Origin of the sequence: Hydrogenophaga sp., assembly GCF_025699295.1 — a bacterium.
GTDB lineage: Bacteria > Pseudomonadota > Gammaproteobacteria > Burkholderiales > Burkholderiaceae_C > Hydrogenophaga.
In genome coordinates this window covers 80,751-100,602 of record NZ_JAILWB010000006.1, presented here as the reverse complement: position 1 = coordinate 100,602, position 19,852 = coordinate 80,751, and the positions used below count along the sequence as shown (strand labels likewise).

The following is a 19,852-nucleotide window of genomic DNA, read 5'->3' as shown; positions in this document are numbered from 1 at the left end:
AACTGTATGCCATGGCCACCAAAGTGCATGAGGCCCCGACGGCGGGAGCGGCCACGCAGTGGCCGCAAGTTCGCTACCGTTGCGCCGGGGATGCTGGTGCGCCGGCGCGCCCGTGGCCTGGCGGCAGTGGGTCCTGCACCGCATGGCGGGCGGCGCGCAGCGGGTGCGCGAGCAGCTCGCGGTGCTTCGCGAGTGCCGCGCGGACCATCCGCCGGGCGTAGCGGGGACCGACCGGTTTGCCCAGGAAGCGATAGATCTGGCCCTCGTTGATCAGTCTGCGGATCGCGTGGCTGTCGCGTTCGGCGCTGAGCACCATGGGAACGATCTCGGGCTGGCTGCGCTTGACCGCGCGGATCAGGTCGAGGGTGGGCGCCGGGCCGACGTGGGTTTCCAGCAGCAGCACGGCCACTCGATGGTGCGTGAGCAAGTCGGCCGCCTCGGCCATGTCCCTGGCCCAGCACATCACCATGTCTTCGCCCAGTGCCTTGCGCAGTTGCTGCTCGGAGAGGGGGTCGGGGTCGAGCAACAGAACAATTTCGTCTCCGGTGACCTGGATGTCGCTGCCCTTTTTCGTCCTGAACACCCCGGCCGAACCGTCCAGGGGCAGGTGCCGAGCCACCAGCGCGGCATAGGCGATGGTGTCCAGCAGCACCTGGTTGTCCCAGGGCTTCTGGATGAAGCGGAACACCTCGCTGGCGTTGACCGAGTCCATGACGTCGGTGAAGTCCGAGAAGCCGGTGAGCAACAGGCGCATGGTGTTGGGCGACTCGATCCGGGCCTGCTGCAGGAATTCGGTGCCGGGCATTCCGGGCATGCGATGGTCGCTGATGACGACTTCAAACGGCAGCCCGCGCAGGCGCGCAAGACCTTCCTGCGGATCGGTTGTGGTGGACACCGTGAACTGGCTCCGGAGCAACCACTGCAGCGCGCGCAGCACGTTGGGATCGTCGTCCACGCAGAGCACATGGGGCTTGGTGACGCCGACGTTCACGCTGTCCCCCTTGCAGACAGGGGCAGGAAGACCCGGAAGCGCGTGCCCACGCCTTCCTGGGTGTCCACCTCGATCCTGCCACCGTGCTGGTCCACGACATCCTTGGTGATGGCCAGCCCAAGGCCTGTGCCTTCGTCCGCGGGCTTGGTGGTGAAGTAGGCGTCGAAGATATGAGGCAGTATGCGGTCTGGAATGCCGCAGCCGGTGTCCACGACCTCGACACACACCTCGCCCTGCTCGACGCTGGTGGCCACGGTGACGGTGCCGGCGCCTCGAATGGCCTGAGCGGCATTGATGATCAGATTCAGGAACGCCTGGTTGAGCTGCGACACGTTGCAGTCGATCAGCGGCACGTCCTGGAACGCCTCGGCCACGCGGACCTTGGTGGACACCACCGAGCGGGCGACGCACACCACGGCGGAGAGCGTGCGATTGAGATCAACCTGGGTGGTTCTGGTGCGGTCCACGCGTGTGAAGGCGCGCAGGTTGTCGACCAGTTCGTGCATCTGGTCCATGCCCATCAGCACATCACCCAGCATCTCCTGTGCCGTGCGCAATTCGTCGGGAATCTGGCCCAGCGACGAACCGATGCCGAGCCCGTCCAGATCATGCGGCTGCGTTGCGTCCGGGTCTCCCGCAACCTCCTTCTCGAGCATGCGGGCGCTGCTTTCGATGGCGGGCACCATGTTGTCAAGCGCCTGGATGGTCATGAACACGTTGCTTTTCGAGAACGCCAGCGGCGTGTTGAGTTGGTGGGCCACGCCTGCCACCATGCGCCCCAGCGAGGTCATCTTCTCGGTCTGGGCCATGCGCTGCTTGGTCGCGTCGCTCTCCTGCGCCTGTTTTTCGATCAACCTCTGTGCCCGCCGAACGATGGCCAGCAGCACCAGATACAACATGGCCAGCAGCGTCGCGAGCACCACGAGCTGGGTGCGCGCGCCCTGGTCGACCTGCTCGCGGATGTCCAGCGCCTTCCGCGCGGCGCGTTCCTGGCGGTTGTCGGCGGTGTGCCGCAAGGCCAGGGACGTGGCCTGAATCTGTCGCAGGAACGGCGTGATGTCCGTCTCGACCTTGATGACGCCCACGGGGCTGTCGGAACCCGGTGCCTTGAGCGGCAGGTAGCTGGCAATCAGATCGCGGCTTTCCACCCCGCCCTGCGAGGCGCTGGGTCTCTCGCCGTGCGTCAGCGTGCTGATCACCCTGCCGTCGCGTGCGGCGCCGAGCCAGCCCGGGCTGGTGGATCTGTCGTCTCCGATCCGGGCATGTTCCGAGGAATAGACCGTGACGCCCTGGAGGTCGTACACCGCGATCCTGAAGACCGAAGTGCCCCGCATGGCAGCGCGTACCTTCGCGTCCAGCGAGGCAAAGCGCGGCATCGCACGGATCAGGTCCCCCTGGGCTGCGAAGCACGCCCTGGCACCTTCGCCCGGAGGCGGCATGGTTGCGCCGCCCGCGCTGTCTCGCAGGAAGCGGCAATGGTTGAAATCAACGCCCCGGACCTGTTCCATGAACGGGGCGAAATCGCTGTTCCAGAGTGCGTTGGAGAACATCCGCGCCAGGTTGGTCTGACCATGCTCCTGGCTGTCCAGCAGGTTCTGGCGAGCGGTCAATTCCACGCGGGCAATCAGCTCATCCTGCATTTCCTGCGCCAATTGAATTTCTTTCTGCTGGATGTGGTGGAAGAAACCGGATTGGCGAATCTGGAAATAAATCAGTGTGATTGCAACCAGTGCAAATGCAATGAGACTTGCAATGGTGAAATGGTGGGTCAAGCTGAAGCGGGGGGGCATATTGAGATCTTCTTGTTCATGGTTGTCGGCGCGATTTCCGACATATTCTTGAGAAAAACCATGAAATTCAATGAACTACGGACGCGGGGCGGGATGTTAGTTTTGCTGGAAAGCAGAGCACATACCACATGGGCAGTATTTTTCCGCCGCATTCCTTCAGCGAATGCTGGCAGCCGCAGGCAGCAAATGAAGTTGTGCGGAATTTCTCTGTCCGGGGTGCAATCAGGCATTGCACGTCAGGGGGGCATTGAAAATACTGCAGTGGTGGTATGGCGCGGACCACACGTTTTGAACAAAGCCGCGTTTCGCGGTGGCTGGCTTGGTCGCGATTCAGCCCGAGGTCTTGTGGAACCCGCAGCCGGGGCCGCCGTCGCCGCCAGGAATTGGAGTGCCGTGCACCATGCGCACACAGGTGTCCCCGACGGCGTCATTGAACTGGCCGGCCACCCTGGCGGCCTCGTGCCGGGTCGCGGTCCGTGCTTCCTGTTGCGCGCGCCTCTGGTCAGGGGTGCGCCTCGTGGCGCGTCGCCGTCGGCGGACGCCTGACACCCAGGCTCGGTCCTCAGCGAGGCGAGGGATCGGCGGTGACCGATGGGTCGGTGAACACCATCGACAGCGGGTGGCGCTGGCCCGCCAGATGGTCTTCCATGCAGCGCAGCACCAACGGGCTGCGATGGCGCGCGGCGCTCGCGCGGACCTCGTCAGGCGTCATCCAGAGCGTGCGCACGATGCCGGTGTCCAGCGCGCGCCCGGCCACCGCTTCGCCCAGTTCGCCGCAGTAGGCAAAGCGCAGGTAGGTGATGTCTTCATCAGGTGCGCCGTGGCGGCCCTCGCGCTGGAAGCGCGAGAGGTAGACGCCCACCAGGGCCGTGGGGGTGAAGCGGTGCGTGGTTTCTTCCAGTGTCTCGCGCGCCACGCCATCCAGCAGACTCTCGCCCGGGTCCAGGTGGCCCGCCGGGTTGTTCAGGCGCAGGCCCTCTGCAGTGTGCTCTTCCACCAGCAGGTATCGGCCATCACACTCGATCACGGCGGCCACGGTGACGCTCGGTTTCCATCGGGGTTCCATGGCGCGCATTATGGTGCTGCCCCATGGGCCGCCCAATGGCTTTCAGGTAAGCTCGCCCGAAGTTTCATCCAACCCGCGAGTGAGGAGACCTTCATGCAGATAGGCGTACCCGCTGAAACCACAGTGGGCGAAACCCGCGTGGCCGTGACGCCGGAGACGGCGAAGAAGTACGTGGCCCAGGGACACACGGTGCGTGTTCAGTCGGGTGCAGGCGTGGCTGCCAGTGCCACCGACGCGGCCTACAGCGCCGTGGGCGCAGAGATCACCGATGCGGCCGGCGCGCTGGGCTGCGAGCTGGTGCTCAAGGTGCGTACACCGTTCGATAACGAACTCGCGCAGATGAAGTCGGGTGCGACCGTCGTGGGAATGCTCAACCCCTTCGACGCCGCTGGCCTGCAGCGCATGGCCAGCGCCGGGCTCACGGCCTTCGCGCTGGAAGCCGCGCCGCGCACCACGCGCGCGCAGAGCATGGACGTCTTGTCCTCTCAGGCCAACATCGCTGGCTACAAGGCCGTGATGCTGGCCGCCCACCACTACCAGCGCTTCTTCCCCATGCTCATGACGGCAGCGGGCACGGTCAAGGCCGCGCGCGTGGTCATCCTCGGCGTGGGCGTTGCCGGCCTGCAGGCCATCGCCACCGCCAAGCGCCTGGGCGCGGTGATCGAGGCCTCCGACGTGCGCCCGAGCGTGAAGGAACAGATCGAGTCGCTGGGCGGCAAGTTCATCGACGTGCCCTACGAGACGGCCGAGGAGAAGGAGGCGGCCGAGGGCGTGGGTGGCTACGCGCGACCCATGCCGCCGAGCTGGCTGGAGCGCCAGAAGGCCGAGGTTGCCAAGCGCGTGGCGCTGGCCGACGTCGTCATCTCCACCGCGCTCATCCCCGGGCGTGCCGCGCCGGTGCTGATCACCGAGGACATGGTCCGGTCCATGAAGCCGGGCAGCGTGATCGTGGACATCGCCGCGGGCAAGGGAGCCGATGGCGTGGGCGGCAACTGCCCGCTGACCGAGGCCGACAAGACCGTCGTCAAGCACGGCGTGACCCTGGTGGGCGAGACCAATCTGGCCGCCATGGTGGGCGCCGACGCCTCGGCGCTGTACGCGCGCAACGTGCTCGATTTCCTCAAGCTCATCGTCAACAAGGACGGCGCGCTGCACGTGGACATGGAAGACGACATCGTGGCCGCCTGCCTGATGACGCAGAACGGCGAGGTCAAGCGCACATGAGCCGCGTGATGCTGCGCGCGAAGCTGCACCGCGCCACCGTGACCGAGGCCGACCTGCACTACGAAGGCTCCTGCGGCATCGACGAGGACCTGCTCGATGCCGCCGACATGCGCGAGTACGAGAAGATCGAGCTCTACAACGTCAACAACGGCGAGCGCTTCTCCACCTACATCATCAAGGCCGCGCGCGGCTCGGGCGCCATCTCGCTCAACGGCGCCGCCGCGCGCAAGGCGCATGTGGGTGACCTGCTGATCATCTGCACCTACGCGCCGGTGGACGACGCGGCCGTGGACGGCTGGAAGCCGCGCGTCGTGCTGCTCGGTGATGGCAACCGCATCAACGAGATCAAGAAAACCTGAACCGAGGAGATCCCATGGAAGCCGTATCCCCCACCGTGCTCAACCTCATCATCTTCGTGCTGGCCATTTACGTGGGCTACCACGTGGTGTGGAACGTCACGCCGGCGCTGCACACACCGCTGATGGCCGTGACCAACGCGATCTCGGCCATCGTCATCGTCGGCGCCATGCTGGCCGCGGCACTCACCGAGACCAACCTGGGCAAGGCCATGGGTGTGCTGGCGGTGGCGCTGGCGGCGGTCAACGTCTTCGGCGGCTTCCTGGTCACGCGGCGCATGCTGGAGATGTTCAAGAAGAAAGAGCGCAAGGCGCCCGCCGCTGAAGGGGCTGCCCAATGAGCATGAACCTCGTCACGCTGCTGTACCTCGTTGCCAGCGTCTGCTTCATCCAGGCCTTGAAGGGCCTGTCCCACCCCACCACATCCATCCGCGGCAACCTCTTCGGCATGAGCGGCATGGCGATTGCCATCCTCACCACCGCCGCGCTCATCGTCGAACTCGCCGGCGGCAAGGCCGAGGGCATGGTGTGGGTGCTCGGCGGCCTGCTGGTGGGCGGCACCATCGGCGCCATCATGGCCAAGCGGGTCGAGATGACCAAGATGCCCGAGCTGGTGGCCTTCATGCACAGCATGATCGGACTGGCTGCGGTCTGCATCGCGGTGGCCGTGGTGGCCGAACCCTGGGCTTTCGGCATCGTGGCCCAGGGCGATCCCATTCCGGGCGGCAACCGCATCGAGCTCGCGCTGGGCGCCTTCATCGGCGCGGTCACCTTCAGTGGCTCGGTGATCGCCTTCGGCAAGCTCTCGGGCAAGTACAAGTTCCGCCTGTTCCAGGGCGCGCCGGTGCAGTTCGCGGGCCAGCACAAGCTCAACCTGCTGCTGGGCCTGGCCACGGTCTTCTTCATCTTCGGCTTCTGGCATTCGCAGAGCTGGATCGACATCGTGCTCGTGATCGCGCTGGGCTTCATCCTGGGCGTGCTGATCATCATCCCCATCGGCGGCGCGGACATGCCGGTGGTGGTGTCCATGCTCAACAGCTACTCGGGCTGGGCTGCGGCCGGCATCGGCTTCAGCCTGAACAACTCGATGCTGATCATCGCCGGTTCGCTGGTGGGCTCGTCGGGTGCGATCCTCTCCTACATCATGTGCAAGGCGATGAACCGCTCGTTCTTCAACGTGATCCTGGGTGGCTTCGGCGGCGAGGCCGGTGCGGCGGCGGCAGGCGGCGCGGTGCAGCGCAACGTCAAGAGCGGCAGCGCCGACGACGCGGCTTTCGTGCTGGGCAATGCCGAGACGGTGGTGATCGTGCCAGGTTACGGCCTGGCCGTGGCGCGCGCGCAGCACGCGGTGAAGGAACTGGCCCACAAGCTCACCGAAAAAGGCATCACGGTGAAGTACGCGATCCACCCTGTGGCCGGGCGCATGCCGGGCCACATGAACGTGCTGCTGGCCGAGGCCGAGGTGCCGTACGACCAGGTGTTCGAGATGGAGGACATCAACGGCGAATTCGGCCAGGCCGACGTGGCCATCATCCTTGGCGCCAACGATGTGGTGAACCCGGCAGCCTTGCAGAAGGGCAGCACGATCTACGGCATGCCCATCCTGGAGGCCTACAAGGCCAAGACGGTGATCGTGAACAAGCGCTCCATGGCCGCGGGCTATGCCGGCCTGGACAACGAGCTGTTCTACATGGACAAGACCATGATGGTCTTTGGCGATGCCAAGAAGGTCGTCGAGGACATGACCAAGGCGATCGAGTAGCCCGAAAGCCTCACAACCCATGTCAGTTCGCATGCTTGGTGAGACTGGCGCGGCGTCCTGGCGGGCGTTTTTGGGGTAGTCTGTCAGACCCGCGTAAGGGAAAAACACGAGGCCCCGCGCCTCGCTTCCCACGGACAATGCGCGGCTGCCGTATTCACAAGAACGAGGAGATTCCGAATGACCGAACCGACGGCCAACCGTCCCTGGCTGAGTGCCTACCCTGCCGGGGTACCGGCCGATATCGACGTGGCGCAGTACCCTTCGCTGGTGCACCTGATGGAGGAGAGTTTCCAGAAGCATGCAGGCCGCACCGCCTACAGCTTCATGGGCAAGGACGTCAGCTTCGCTCAGACCGACAGCCTTTCGCAGGCGTTCGCTGCCTATCTGCAGGGCCTGGGACTGGTCAAGGGCGACCGTGTCGCGATCATGATGCCCAATGTGCCGCAGTACCCGGTGGCGGTGGCCGGGATCCTGCGCGCCGGTTTCGTGGTGGTCAACGTCAACCCGCTGTACACGCCGCGCGAACTGGAGCACCAGCTCAAGGACTCGGGCGCCAAGGCCATCGTCATCATCGAGAACTTCGCCCACACGCTGGAGCAGTGCATCGCCAACACGCCGACAAAGCATGTCGTGCTCGCAGCCATGGGTGATCGGCTGGGCCTGCTCAAGGGCGCGCTGGTGAACTACGTGGTGCGCAGCGTCAAGAAGATGGTGCCGGCCTTCAACCTGCCGCAGGCCGTGCGCTTCAACGACGCGATCGCCAAGGGCACGCGCGGCACGCTCAAGCGCCCGGACATCAAGCCCGACGACATGGCCGTGCTGCAATACACCGGTGGCACCACGGGCGTGAGCAAGGGCGCCGTGCTGCAACACCGCAATGTGATCGCGAACCTGCTGCAGTCCGAAGCCTGGAACGACCCGGTGATGAAGCAGGTGCCCGCAGGTGAGCAGCCCACCAGCGTGTGCGCACTGCCGCTGTATCACATCTTTGCGTTCACCGTGAACATGATGCTGGCGATGCGCACCGGCGGCAAGACCATCCTGATCCCCAATCCGCGCGATCTGCCCGCGGTGCTCAAGGAGCTGAGCAAGCACACCTTCCACAGCTTCCCGGCCGTCAACACGCTGTTCAACGGCCTGGCCAATCACCCTGACTTCAACACCGTCAACTGGAGCAACCTCAAGGTCTCGGTGGGTGGCGGCATGGCGGTGCAGAGCGCGGTGGCCAGGCTCTGGCTGGAGAAGACGGGCTGCCCGATCTGCGAAGGCTATGGCCTGAGCGAGACCAGTCCCTCGGCCAGCTGCAACCCGACCACCAGCGCCGAATACAGCGGCACCATCGGGGTGCCCCTGCCCAACACGTATATGAAGTGCCTGGACGATGACGGCAACGAAGTGCCCGTAGGCGAGCCTGGCGAGATCGCGATCAAGGGCCCGCAGGTCATGGCCGGTTACTGGCAGCGTCCTGACGAAACGGCCAAGGTCATGACGGCTGACGGCTTCTTCAAGAGTGGCGACGTGGGCGTGATGGACGAACGTGGCTACTTCAGGATCGTGGACCGCAAGAAGGACATGGTGCTGGTCAGCGGTTTCAACGTCTATCCGAACGAGGTGGAGGACGTGGTGGCCCAGCTCGCAGGTGTGCTGGAGTGCGCCGTCGTCGGCGTGCCCGACGACAAGTCGGGCGAGGCCGTCAAGCTGGTGATCGTGAAGAAGGACGAGAGTCTGACAGAGGCCCAGGTGCGCGACTACTGCAAGGCCCACCTCACGGGCTACAAGCAGCCCAAGGTGGTGGAGTTCCGCACCGAACTGCCCAAGACGCCGGTCGGCAAGATCCTGCGGCGCGAGCTGAGGGACAAGAAGTAGGTCGTCGCTGCGCGACAATGAAAGGCGGCCTCGGCCGCCTTTTTTGTTGCATTGCCGAAGGAGCCCCTTGTGACCACCACCGCCATCGTCAGCGCCCTGCACGAGGAATTGGCCGCCGTGCTCGAGCTCATGCCGGACGAGCGGCAGCAGGTCGTCGGTGGGCGCAGCTTCTGGCGCGGACACCTGCATGGGCATGACGTGGTCGCTGTGCTCTCGGGCATCGGCAAGGTTGCCGCGGCCACCACAGCCACGTCCTTGATCGAACGGTTCGGCGTGCAGAGCATCGTGTTCACTGGCGTGGCCGGTGGTCTGGGGGATGGCGTCAACGTTGGTGATGTGGTCGTGGCGCAGCGCTTCCTGCAGCACGACATGGACGCCTCGCCGATCTTTCCGCGCCATGAGGTGCCCGGCTACGGGCGCGCCACATTCGAGGCCGACGCCGTGCAGACCGCGCGACTGGCGAGCGCGAGCGCGCTCGTGCTGAGTGCGTTGCCCTCGCAACTCGGTGCCGATGTGTTGACAACGTTTGGTCTGCAGGCGCCTCGCTGCCACCAGGGGCTGTTGATCAGTGGCGACCGTTTTGTCGCGACCACCGCCGAGAGCCAGGCGCTGCGCGACGTGCTGCCCGATGCGCTCGCGGTGGAGATGGAGGGTGCGGCCTTCGCACAGGTGTGCCACGATTACGGCGTACCGCTCGCCGTGGTGCGCACCATCTCCGATCGCGCCGACGATGCCGCGCACGTGGACTTTCCACGCTTCCTGCGCGAGGTCGCGAGACGCTACAGCAGTGCGATCATCGAAACGCTGCTGAGAAAGAAGTGATGCCATCCAGGATGCCGCGGTGCCGGCTTTGCCGGGCCGCAGGCATTGCCCCCTTGAGGGGGTGACGGGCGAAGCCCGGCGCGGGAGGGCTTATCTCAACCACCCGCGTTTGCGGAAGTACAGCATCGGCAGCGCGGCAGAGAGCACCATCAGCAGTAGCGCCAGCGGATAGCCGTACTGCCATTGCAGTTCGGGCATGAAGGCGAAGTTCATGCCGTAGCTGCTGGCCACCAGCGTCGGGGGCAGCAGCGAGACGCTGGCCACCGAGAAGATCTTGATGATCTTGTTCTGGTTGATGTTGATGAAACCGACGGTCGCGTCCATCAGGAAGTTGATCTTGTCGAACAGGAAGGCGGTGTGTCCGTCAAGCGAGTCCAGGTCGCGCAGGATCTGGCGTGCGTCCTCGAACTGCTCGGCGCTGAGCAGGCGGCTGCGCATCATGAAACTGACCGCGCGTCGCGTGTCCATCACATTGCGACGGATGCGGCCCGACATGTCCTCGTGCCGCGCGATCGCTGACAGCGCCTCGCTCAGCAGGTTGTCCGAGGCGTTGCTGTTGAGCACCTTCTGGCTCACCGTCTCGATCTCGTCGTAGATGTCCTCCAGTGTGTCGGCACAGTACTCGGCGTCGGCGTCGAACAGCATCAGCAGCACGTCCTTGGCGTCCTCGATCAGTCCCGGCATGCGGCGCGCGCGCATGCGCAGCAGGCGAAACACCGGCACGTCCTCGTCGTGGATGGAGAACAGCACGCCCTGGCTCTTGAGCGTGTCGTTGTGCTCATTGAGTATGAAGGCCACGCGCACCGCGCGCGGATCTTCGTCGTCGTCGATCAGGAAGTCGCTGCGCACATGCAGCTCGCCGTTGTCTTCCTCGAAGAAGCGGGCCGACTCCTCGATGTCCTCGTCCATCGCGTCGGCCGGGATCGAGAGCTCGAAGTGCTCCTTGACCCAGCGGCGCTCTTCGGGGGTGGGGTCTTCCAGGTCGACCCAGATCGGCTTGAAGCGTGCCAGCTCTTCGAGCGACTCGATCTCTTCCTGGAACAGGCGGCCATTGGCCAGGGTGAATACGTTGAGCATGCGGCGCTCCCGGCGAAAACTGCAGTCTGAAAGGCCGGGCTGCCATGGCGGGCCCGGGGGGCGGAGCGGGGTGCTTCCAGCCGGCTTGCCGCCCGCTTGCCCGGCCAGCCGCGCCCGGCATGGCGATCAGAAAGCGGTCAGGGGAGCGGCTGAAAGCACGCAACTGGGGGGCGTGCTTTCCATGGTGATCTCCGAAGACTTGTTCAACCGGGGGATTATGGCACTGCCACTGCAGCTGGATGTTCTGGCGCAAGGGGCGCCATGAAGCGCATCAACTCGTCCTTTCGGCGCCAGGCGTCATGTTCGCCGAGCTCGATCAGCGCGTGCACGAAGCCCGGTTCGAACAGCAGGTAGCTGGCCAGCGCGGCCGCACTGCCGGCGGCGCCGCGCGCGGTGTCGAGCGCGCCCAGCCCCGCCAGCGTGTTGCGGGTGGGCGCGGGCAGTTCGCGGATGTGCTTGTGCGCGAGCTCGTCGAGCGAAAAGCTCGGCTGGATGGCCAGCACGTCGACCGGGCGGTAGGGCAGCACGCCGGCCAGGGCGGGAGGCAGCCGCAGCAGGGTCTGGCTCACCCGCTGCGCCTGTTCCACATCGGCCTGCAGGGTGTCGTGGAACACGCTGGCCATGGCATGACCAGCGATCGTGCCCGCCGTGGGGTCGCCTTGAGCCTTCGCGCCCATGCCCGAGCGCTGTGGCTGGGCCACACCGATCACCAGCACCCGGCGCGCACCGAAGTGGATGGCGGGCGACAGCGGCGAGAGCTGGCGCATCGAACCGTCGCCAAAGTACTCCTTGTGCCCGTCCACCCACAGGGGCACAGAGGGGAACAGGAAGGGGATGGCGCTGGACGCCATCAGGTGCTCGATGGTGATGGGCTGGAACTCCGAGCGCCGGCCCGGCCGGTGCCAGGGCTGCGCCGTGTCGTCCGCCGCCGTCTGGCAGAAGGTCCAGTGTTCACCCGAGGTGTAGCTGGAGGCCGTGACGCCCAGCGCACGGATCGCACCCAGTGCCAGACCCATCTCCAGGCCTTGCAGGTCGATGGCGCGGTGCAGTGTGTCCACCAGCGGCAGGGTATCGAGCAGCGCGCGGTGGCGCTTGACCTGGCGCGCCAGCGTCCAGCCTGCCACCAGGCGGTTGGCGCGCACCCACCCGGGCGCCTCGATGCGGTACACCTGTTCCGAGCGCAGGCTGCTCCAGAACTGCGCGAGCTGCGGGAGTGCCGAGAGGCCCTGGCGCGCCAGGCTGGCGAGATAGGCTGCGTTGAGCGCGCCTGCCGAGGTGCCGAACAGCCACAGAAACGGGAAGGCCGTGGCACCCGCTGGCTGCATGGCGGCCAAGGCCTTGAGCACGCCGGCCTGGTAGGCGGTTCGCGCGCCGCCGCCCATCAGCACCAGCGCACAGGCATCCTGCTGCGCGGCTTCCGGGTGGGGCAGCAAGGTGTTGTGGGTGATCAGGGTGTCGAGCGACATGGGTCTTCCGGATTCGCAACGATGGCTTCACAGTGTGCCGGCAGGGCGGGCCCGTGGGTTGTCCACCGGAACAGGCGGGCGTTTTGGCCGATCGGCCTGCGACACATCGGCGCGGCGGTCAGCGCTGGCCCGTGATGAACAGCTGCAGGACCGATGGCTCCAGTGGCTTGTGCATCATCGTCGCCCCCGCCGCCCGCACCGCAGCCATCACATCGGCCGTGGTGTCTCCGGTGACGATGGCCAACGGCAGGTCGGGCCGTACGCAGGCGCGCAATTGCTCGGCCACCGCGAGGCCGCTCTCGTTGCGGGCGAGGTGGAAGTCCACCAGCGCAGCGTCCAGGGTGTTCTTGTGTGAGGCGGCCAGTTGCACGGCTTGCGCGAGGTCGGCCGCGAGCAGCGGGATGTGCCCCCAGCTGCGCAGCAGGAAGGACATGGCCGTCAGGATGTCCTCGTCCTCATCGACGACCAGCACCGTGAGCGCACGGGGCTGCGCCGGCGGCGGCATGAGGGCCGGCTGGGAAGCGTCGGTGGCGGTGGCTTCGCCCTGCTGCGTCGGGCGCTTGTCGGGCGGCGCTGCGCGCGCCAGGCGCACGGCGAACATCGATCCCCGCCCGAGTTCGGAGCGCCAGCGCAACTCGGCGCCCAGCAGTTCGGCCGATCGGTTCACGATCGACATGCCCAAGCCGAAGCCGCGTGACTGGCGGGCGTCTGCCCGGCTGTTCCTGCCCTGGAAGAACTCCTCCGTGATGCGCGCGGATTCGTCGGGCGCGATGCCGATGCCGGTGTCCCACACCTGAATCTCCACGCAGTCACCACGAGCGCGCGCCGCTACCAGCAGGCCACCGCGGTTCGTGTAGCGTGCGGCGTTGCCCATGAGGTTGCTCAGGATGGTGCGCAGCACCGCCGGATCGCTGCGCACCCACAGCCCGCTGTCGCGCACCCGCAGTCTCAGGCCTTTGGCTTCGCACGGCTCGGCCACTTCGTCTGACAGTGAAGCCAGCAGGGGCGCGAGTGGCATGTCCTGCGCGTGCACCTGCACCGCGCCCGCGTCCAGCCTGGACAGGTCCAGCAGACGGCTCAGCAGTTCCCCCATGGCGTCCAGCGCCGACTGCATCCGGTCGGCGACCACGGTCAGCGCGCCGGTGGACACGCGGTTCTCCTGAGCCATGCGTTTGAGGGCCGGCACAAATAGCCCTATTGCGTGGATCGGCTGGCGCAGGTCGTGGCTGGCGGCGGCCAGAAAGCCTGTCTTGGCCCGGTTGGCCGCCTCCGCCCTTTCCTTTTCGGCCATGACCTGTTCGATCAGCGCCTCGTTCTCGAAGCGCAGCCGCAGTGCGTCTGCGATCGCCCCCGCAATGCGGCGCGCAAACAACTCGGCCATGAGCAGGAAGAGCAGGCTGAGCACACCGAGCGTCACCAGAGGCGATCCGCCCGCCAGGAAGCACCGCAGCGCAAACGGCAGCACGCAGGGCAGGCCGAACGCCAGATGGGCCGGGAAGTACGGCCCGAGCGACTGGGTGGCACTCGACAGGATGCCCATCAGCACGATGGCCACGACCGCCAGCGAAAACGGCGCATCGGGTGTGAAGAACCACCAGGCCAGCGAGCCCCAGACCACGCCCGCCAGCCCCGACGCCGCCACGAACCGCCTTGCCCACGGGGGCGTCTGCTGCACGCCGGGCGCAGCGCGCACATAGTGGCGCGCGAGTTGCCAGCGACCGGCGCACAGGAGCGTCATGGCCGCCAGCCAGGCCCCGACCAGATGCGCCGGGTGGTCGTTCAGGAGCAGCAGACCAGCGGTACCCGCCGCCAGCAGGAGTGTGCCGACGATCAGCGCCGGCACGTTGCGGGCCAGCAGCCGGACCTGTTCGTGAAGCAGGCGCGAAGACAGCGAAGGGTCCGGATGCATCGCCGTAGCTTAACCACGCTGTGACAAACTGCCCAGTGCCGCGCCCGTCCGTCCGGGCGGTTGAATGACAAGGTTTGCTTTTCACGTCTTGTTGCGCTGCGCAGGCTTGCGCCAGTGGACGTTCGTGGGCATAGTGGGCTCAAGACATCCCCGTGGCCGTCGGGAGGTCTTGCCCCAGGCGGCTTGTGTCAACCCGGAGCAAACAGGAGGTTCATGTATGAACTTGACGATCAGCGGTCATCACCTCGAGGTCACGCCCGCCTTGCGTGGCTACGTCACCACCAAGCTGGAGCGCATTTCCCGGCATTTCGACCAGGTGGTCGACATCAAGGTGCTGTTGACGGTGGACAACCTCAAGGAAAAGGACCTGCGACAGAAGGCCGAATGTAATGTCCACGTCAAAGGTCGCGACCTGTTCGCCGAAAGCGTGCATGCCGACCTGTATGCCGCCGTGGACGAACTCGCCGACAAGCTGGACCGTCAGGTGCTGCGCTACAAGGACAAGACGCAAGACCATCATCACGGCACGGTCAAACGCCTGATGTGACGAATGCCGCTACCCTTGTCCAAAGGGAGCGTGATAAATGTTGCATTGCAACAAGCCGCTCGATATGTCAAGCGGCTTTTTTGTGCCCGCAGTCTAGCCAAGGGATGCCAACTCGGCATAATTTGCGGTCCGAAAGGGCCCCCATGAACCGACTCTCCGCCATATTGCCCGCCGCGCAGGTGCTCGTCAGTGTCGACGCCTCCAGCAAGAAACGCGCGTTCGAAGAAGCGGGCCTGCTCTTCGAGACCTTGCACGGACTCAACCGTGCACTCATCACCGACAGCCTGTTCGCCCGCGAACGCCTGGGCTCCACCGGCCTTGGCCATGGCGTGGCCATCCCTCACGGCCGCATCAAGGGCCTCAAGCAGCCGCTGGCCGCCGTGTTCCAGCTCGCCAGCCCGATCGGTTTCGATGCGCCCGACGAACAGCCCGTGCAACTCATGATCTTCCTGCTGGTGCCCGAGGCGGCCACGCAGAAGCATCTGGAAATCCTGTCGGAAATCGCCGAACTGCTCAGCGACAGTGCCTTGCGCGAGCAGATGAAGGCGTCCGGTGACGCCGCCGCCCTGCACCTGCTCATCACCTCCTGGCAATCGGCCCACGCGGCGGCATAGCGTTGAACCCCCAGGCTCTACCGTTTCATGGGTCGCTGTCCGTCGGAGGGGCTGACCAGCCTTGGAGCGGCCCGGCGGCCGGTCGCCCGCTTTGAAACCCACCGTGGTCAGTGCCGATGTCCTGTTCGAGGACCATCGGGACGCCCTGAAATGGCAATGGATCGCGGGCCTCGGGGCTTCCGAGCGCCGTTTTGACGAAGTCGCGATACGGGCCGCACGCTCGGGTGCCGACCTCGTCGGTTACCTGAACTACATCCACCCTTACCGCGTGCAGGTGTTCGGCGAGCGCGAAGTCGCCTACCTCACCAGCCCGAACGAAGACGACAACCGCCGCCGCGTGGCTCGCATCGTCACGCTGGAGCCACCGGTGCTGGTGGTGGCCGACGGCCAGACCGCACCCGATGCGCTCACGGCCATGTGCGAGCGCGCGCAGATTCCGATGTTCGCCACGCAGGAGTCGGCGGCTTTCGTCATCGACGTGCTGCGCGCCTATCTCTCGCGCCATTTCGCGGACCGTGCCTCCATGCATGGCGTGTTCATGGACATCCTGGGCATGGGCGTGCTCATCACCGGCGAGTCCGGCCTGGGCAAGAGCGAACTGGGGCTGGAGCTGATTTCACGCGGGCACGGCCTGGTGGCCGACGACGCGGTCGACCTCTACCGCATCAACCAGACCAGCATCGAGGGCCGTTGCCCCGAGCTGCTGCAGAACCTGCTGGAAGTGCGTGGCATCGGCCTGCTCGACATCAAGGCCATCTTTGGCGAAACCGCGGTGCGCCGCAAGATGCGGCTCTCGCTCATCGTGCATCTGGTGCGCCGCGAGACCATGGAGCGCGACTACGAGCGCATGCCGCATGAGCCGCTGTACCAGGACGTGCTCGGCGTTCCGGTGCGCAAGGCGGTGATCCAGGTGGTGGCGGGGCGCAACATCGCCGTGCTGGTGGAGGCCGCCGTGCGCAACACCATTCTCCAGCTGCGCGGCATCGACACCTATCAGGAATTCGTCTCGCGCCACCGCGCGGCCATGGCACGCGGTGAGTAAAGAAGCGCACCCCCGCGTTGCCTTCGGCGTCAACCCCCGTCAGGGGACAACACACGCGGCCTGACGGATCCGCTTCCGCGATGTTTCCGGATGCGATCGCAGTGCGTGCTTATGACACGCGGTGTGTGTGGCCGTGGCCGTGACCCTGGCCCCTGTGCGGGCAGTCGGTCTTGCTGCAGTTTGCGTAGAGCGAGAGCGCGTGTTCCTGCAGCACGAAGCCGCGGCTCTTGGCCACCATCTGCTGACGTTTCTCGATCTCGGCATCAAAAAACTCTTCGACCCGGCCGCAGTCCAGGCACACCAGGTGGTCATGGTGCTGGCCTTCGTTGAGCTCGAACACCGACTTGCCTGACTCGAAGTTGCTGCGCGTGAGCAGGCCGGCCTGCTCGAATTGCATCAGCACCCGGTAGACCGTGGCCAGGCCGATGTCGGAGCGCTCCTCAAGCAGCACGCGGAACACGTCCTCGGCCGTCATGTGGCGCTGCTTGGCGCTCTGGAACACCTCCAGAATCTTCAGCCGGGGCAAGGTGGCCTTGAGTCCGGTGCTCTTGAGTTCTTCGATGTTGGTCATGGCGGCAGGTGCGAGAGGTTGGAGCTGCGCGGGCCGGGACACGCTGGGCCGCGAACCCCCGGGGCTACAATGATCGGATCATATCGTCAGCGGTCGCCGCGGTGGGCGTTTCTCCCTGTGTCTCGCGCGGCGTTTCGCATTCCTGGTCCGTCACATGCACCACCTCACCCCCCGCCGCGTCCATTCCCAGCCGCCCAGCCTGAGCACGGTGCGTGTCCTGTGCGCGCTGGTGGTCGCGATGGCCCTGCCGGCCTGCTCCAGCGTGGCGAACATGGTCACGCCGTACAAGATCGACATCGTGCAGGGCAACGTGGTCACCCGCGAGCAGTTTCAGGCGCTCAAGGCCGGCATGGTGCGCGCGGAGGTGCGCGACGTGCTCGGTTCGCCCCTGCTGAGCAGCGTGTTCCACGCCGACCGCTGGGACTACGTCTTCACCTTCAGGCGCCAGGGCCTGGCACCTCAGCAGCGCAAGGTGGCGCTGTTCTTCAAGGGCGACGTGCTGGAGCGGTTCGAAGCCGACGAGCTGCCCAGCGAGGCCGAATTCGTGGCGTCGCTGGACACGCGCCGCACGTTCGGCAAGGTGCCGCCGCTGGAGGCCACAGAGGCCCAGCTCAAGGCGTTCCAGGAAAAGAATGCCGGCGCGCCCACGGCGCCGACGCCGCCCTCGCCCGTGCCCGGCACGAACTACCCGCCGCTGGAGAGAACGCGTTGAGCACCGCAGCAGATGCGGCGCTGCGCGTGTGCGTGGCCGGTGCCAGCGGTCGCATGGGTCAGATGCTGGTGGAGGCCGTGCTCGCCAGCGGCGACTGCACGCTCTCGGGCGCACTCGATGTGGCGGGGAGCCCATCCATCGGGCAGGATGCGGCCGGTTTCGCCGGCCAGACCAGCGGCGTGTCCATCACCACCGACCTGGCCACCGGCCTGGCGGGCAGCCAGTTCCTGATCGACTTCACCCGGCCCGAGGGCACGATGGCGCATCTGCGCGCTTGCGAAAAGCTTGGTGTGGCCGTGGTCATCGGCACCACCGGTTTCTCGGATGCCCAGAAGGCCGAGATCGCGCAGATCGCGCGGCAGATTCCCATCGTCATGGCGCCCAACATGAGCGTGGGCGTCAACGTCACACTCAAGCTGCTCGAGATGGCCGCCACAGCCATGGCCACTGGCTACGACATCGAGATCATCGAAGCCCATCACCGCCACAAGGTGGATGCGCCCAGCGGCACCGCGCTCAAGATGGGCGAGGTGATCGCCGGCGCGCTGGGCCGCGACCTGAAGGACTGTGCGGTCTACGCGCGCGAAGGCGTGACCGGCGAGCGCGACCCGTCCTCCATCGGTTTCGCCACCATCCGCGGCGGCGACATCGTGGGCGACCACACGGTGCTGTTCGCCGGAACCGGCGAACGCATCGAAATCACCCACAAGTCCAGCAGCCGCGCCACCTACGCGCAGGGCAGCCTGCGCGCGGTGCGTTTCCTCGCCGGCAAACCCGCTGGTCTGTACGACATGTTCGACGTGCTCGGCTTGCGCTGAGCACGCGGCCCCGGCTCGAGCGCCATGGACGCCAGCGCCACGACGGGCATCCTGCAGACCTTCGCCCAGGCCGATGCGCTGGGCCGCGCTGTCGCCCTGCTGCTGCTGGCCATGTCGGTCGCGAGCTGGGTCGTGATCGTCTGGAAGGCCTGGCTGCTGCGCCGTGCCCGCACCGACCTGCACCTGAGCACCGCCGCGTTCTGGCAGGCCGCCGATCTGGACGACGCCCAGCGCCGCCTGCACGGCTTCGATCCGCATCGGCTCGTATTGCCGCTGCTGCAGGCCGCGCGCAGCCTGGATGGCGCCGCGCCGCACACCCTGGCCGCCGCCGGCGACCGCGCGCAGCAGCTCACGCGGGTGCTGCGCGACGCCCTGCACCGTGTGCTGCACCGCCTTCAGTATGGCCAGGTGCTGCTGGCCACGGTCGGGTCCACCGCGCCCTTCGTCGGTCTTCTCGGCACCGTCTGGGGCATCTACCACGCGCTCACCGGCATCGGCCTGGACGGTGCGTTCCGCATCGAGCAGGTTTCCGGCCCCGTGGGCGAGGCGCTGGTGATGACCGCCGCCGGCCTGGCGGTGGCGATCCCCGCCGTGCTGGCCTACAACGTGCTGGGCCGGCAGATCTCGCGCATCGAGGCCGATCTCGAAGGCTTCGCGCGCGACCTGCGCGAGCTGCTCGCGCACAAGGTATGAGTTTCGGCCGTCTCGAGCGCTCCGCGGTCGACAGGCCCATGAGCGAGATCAACGTCACGCCGCTGGTGGACGTGATGCTGGTGCTGCTGGTGATCTTCATCATCGCCGCGCCCTTCATGGCCAGCCGGCTGGCGCTGGAGCTGCCGCAGGCCGGGGCGGAAGCGGTGGCTCCGGCGTCGCCCGAGGCCGTCGTGTCGATCGAGGTGAATGCGCAGGGCCAGGTGCACTGGGACGGCCAGCCCGTGGACCTGGACGTGCTGCGCCAGCACCTGGAACGTGCCGCAAGGAACAACCCGGCCACCGAAGTGCAGCTGCGCGCCGACACCTCCGTGCCCTATGGCCGCGTGGTGCAGCTCATCGGCCTGGTGCAGGCCATCGGGCTCTCGCGCATCGGTTTCGTGGCCGAGACCGCGCCAGCGGCGGTTCGCTGAATGTGGGGCGCGGGCCTGTGGATCGGGCCAAGGCCTAAAATCCCGCATCTCCCCGCGCCAGAGCGCGCAGCCCTCTTTCCACCCCGTCCCCGGCA

At 66.4% G+C, this 19,852-nt stretch carries 21 protein-coding genes; 14 read left to right on the top strand and 7 right to left on the bottom strand.

The annotated features are described in order from the left end of the window. Positions 1-73 precede the first annotated feature (73 nt). Positions 74-991 carry a response regulator gene (locus K5880_RS07830; protein WP_297650490.1) on the bottom strand — a complete coding sequence of 306 codons (918 nt, stop codon included), beginning with the start codon at positions 989-991 and terminating at the stop codon, positions 74-76. Next, positions 988-2,430, bottom strand: coding sequence for an ATP-binding protein (locus K5880_RS07825; protein WP_297650489.1), 1,443 nt, complete (start codon positions 2,428-2,430; stop codon positions 988-990). The genes K5880_RS07830 and K5880_RS07825 overlap by 4 nt, the downstream gene beginning before the upstream one ends. A 36-nt stretch (positions 2,431-2,466) precedes the next feature. Between K5880_RS07825 and K5880_RS07820 the strand changes: the two genes are divergently transcribed. Then, positions 2,467-3,327, top strand: a complete 861-nt coding sequence (locus K5880_RS07820) for a hypothetical protein (RefSeq protein WP_297650487.1) — start codon at positions 2,467-2,469, stop codon at positions 3,325-3,327. A 16-nt stretch (positions 3,328-3,343) separates the two neighbouring features. On the opposite strand, the gene K5880_RS07815 is transcribed toward K5880_RS07820, so the two are convergent. After that, the gene (locus K5880_RS07815; protein ID WP_297650485.1) at positions 3,344-3,847 is read right to left on the bottom strand and encodes an NUDIX hydrolase; all 504 of its coding nucleotides are present in this window, start codon (positions 3,845-3,847) and stop codon (positions 3,344-3,346) included. Between the two features lie 93 nt (positions 3,848-3,940). Here K5880_RS07815 and K5880_RS07810 point away from each other — a divergent pair, with 93 nt between their 5' ends. From K5880_RS07810 to K5880_RS07785, 6 genes are all read left to right on the top strand, one after another. Further along, the gene (locus tag K5880_RS07810) at positions 3,941-5,071 is read left to right on the top strand and encodes a Re/Si-specific NAD(P)(+) transhydrogenase subunit alpha (protein ID WP_297650483.1); all 1,131 of its coding nucleotides are present in this window, start codon (positions 3,941-3,943) and stop codon (positions 5,069-5,071) included. Further along, a complete protein-coding gene (panD, locus tag K5880_RS07805; RefSeq protein WP_297650480.1) occupies positions 5,068-5,430 on the top strand; it encodes an aspartate 1-decarboxylase in 363 nt (120 codons plus the stop codon). Before K5880_RS07810 ends, panD begins: the two co-directional genes overlap by 4 nt. A 14-nt stretch (positions 5,431-5,444) precedes the next feature. Then, a complete protein-coding gene (locus K5880_RS07800; RefSeq protein WP_297650478.1) occupies positions 5,445-5,768 on the top strand; it encodes an NAD(P) transhydrogenase subunit alpha in 324 nt (107 codons plus the stop codon). Further along, positions 5,765-7,189 carry an NAD(P)(+) transhydrogenase (Re/Si-specific) subunit beta gene (locus tag K5880_RS07795; protein WP_297650475.1) on the top strand — a complete coding sequence of 475 codons (1,425 nt, stop codon included), beginning with the start codon at positions 5,765-5,767 and terminating at the stop codon, positions 7,187-7,189. Before K5880_RS07800 ends, K5880_RS07795 begins: the two co-directional genes overlap by 4 nt. A 177-nt stretch (positions 7,190-7,366) precedes the next feature. Then, complete coding sequence (locus K5880_RS07790) at positions 7,367-9,055, top strand: long-chain-fatty-acid--CoA ligase (RefSeq protein WP_297650473.1); 1,689 nt, start codon at positions 7,367-7,369, stop codon at positions 9,053-9,055. Positions 9,056-9,124: 69 nt separating this feature from the next. Next, positions 9,125-9,877 (top strand): 5'-methylthioadenosine/adenosylhomocysteine nucleosidase, encoded by a 753-nt coding sequence (locus tag K5880_RS07785; protein ID WP_297650471.1) that lies wholly within the window; start codon positions 9,125-9,127, stop codon positions 9,875-9,877. A 90-nt stretch (positions 9,878-9,967) separates the two neighbouring features. Here the strand turns inward: K5880_RS07785 and corA are convergent, their stop codons facing one another. The 3 genes from corA to K5880_RS07770 all read right to left on the bottom strand — a co-directional run bounded on the left by corA (position 9,968) and on the right by K5880_RS07770 (position 14,329). Beyond that, positions 9,968-10,954: a magnesium/cobalt transporter CorA gene (gene corA, locus K5880_RS07780; RefSeq protein WP_297650468.1), complete on the bottom strand. Its 987-nt coding sequence runs from the start codon at positions 10,952-10,954 to the stop codon at positions 9,968-9,970. A 215-nt stretch (positions 10,955-11,169) separates the two neighbouring features. Beyond that, positions 11,170-12,420 carry a patatin-like phospholipase family protein gene (locus K5880_RS07775; RefSeq protein ID WP_297650466.1) on the bottom strand — a complete coding sequence of 417 codons (1,251 nt, stop codon included), beginning with the start codon at positions 12,418-12,420 and terminating at the stop codon, positions 11,170-11,172. Between the two features lie 118 nt (positions 12,421-12,538). After that, positions 12,539-14,329, bottom strand: coding sequence for an ATP-binding protein (locus K5880_RS07770; protein WP_297650464.1), 1,791 nt, complete (start codon positions 14,327-14,329; stop codon positions 12,539-12,541). 217 nt (positions 14,330-14,546) lie between these two features. Here K5880_RS07770 and raiA point away from each other — a divergent pair, with 217 nt between their 5' ends. From raiA to hprK, 3 genes are all read left to right on the top strand, one after another. Next, complete coding sequence (gene raiA, locus K5880_RS07765) at positions 14,547-14,876, top strand: ribosome-associated translation inhibitor RaiA (RefSeq protein ID WP_291113681.1); 330 nt, start codon at positions 14,547-14,549, stop codon at positions 14,874-14,876. 143 nt (positions 14,877-15,019) lie between these two features. Next, positions 15,020-15,490: a PTS sugar transporter subunit IIA gene (locus tag K5880_RS07760; RefSeq protein WP_297650462.1), complete on the top strand. Its 471-nt coding sequence runs from the start codon at positions 15,020-15,022 to the stop codon at positions 15,488-15,490. A gap of 91 nt (positions 15,491-15,581) precedes the next feature. Continuing rightward, positions 15,582-16,532, top strand: a complete 951-nt coding sequence (gene hprK, locus K5880_RS07755; protein WP_297650460.1) for an HPr(Ser) kinase/phosphatase — start codon at positions 15,582-15,584, stop codon at positions 16,530-16,532. Positions 16,533-16,641: 109 nt separating this feature from the next. On the opposite strand, the gene fur is transcribed toward hprK, so the two are convergent. Next, positions 16,642-17,103 carry a ferric iron uptake transcriptional regulator gene (gene fur, locus K5880_RS07750; protein ID WP_297650458.1) on the bottom strand — a complete coding sequence of 154 codons (462 nt, stop codon included), beginning with the start codon at positions 17,101-17,103 and terminating at the stop codon, positions 16,642-16,644. A gap of 154 nt (positions 17,104-17,257) precedes the next feature. On the opposite strand from fur, the gene bamE reads away from it, so the two are divergent. From bamE to K5880_RS07730, 4 genes are read left to right on the top strand one after another with little or no spacing between them, the layout of a single operon-like run. After that, the gene (bamE, locus tag K5880_RS07745; protein WP_366882662.1) at positions 17,258-17,815 is read left to right on the top strand and encodes an outer membrane protein assembly factor BamE; all 558 of its coding nucleotides are present in this window, start codon (positions 17,258-17,260) and stop codon (positions 17,813-17,815) included. After that, complete coding sequence (gene dapB / locus K5880_RS07740; protein ID WP_297650456.1) at positions 17,812-18,633, top strand: 4-hydroxy-tetrahydrodipicolinate reductase; 822 nt, start codon at positions 17,812-17,814, stop codon at positions 18,631-18,633. The genes bamE and dapB overlap by 4 nt, the downstream gene beginning before the upstream one ends. A gap of 24 nt (positions 18,634-18,657) precedes the next feature. After that, positions 18,658-19,326 carry a MotA/TolQ/ExbB proton channel family protein gene (locus tag K5880_RS07735; protein ID WP_297650454.1) on the top strand — a complete coding sequence of 223 codons (669 nt, stop codon included), beginning with the start codon at positions 18,658-18,660 and terminating at the stop codon, positions 19,324-19,326. A gap of 38 nt (positions 19,327-19,364) precedes the next feature. Then, positions 19,365-19,757: a biopolymer transporter ExbD gene (locus K5880_RS07730; RefSeq protein WP_366882659.1), complete on the top strand. Its 393-nt coding sequence runs from the start codon at positions 19,365-19,367 to the stop codon at positions 19,755-19,757. Positions 19,758-19,852: the final 95 nt, after the last annotated feature.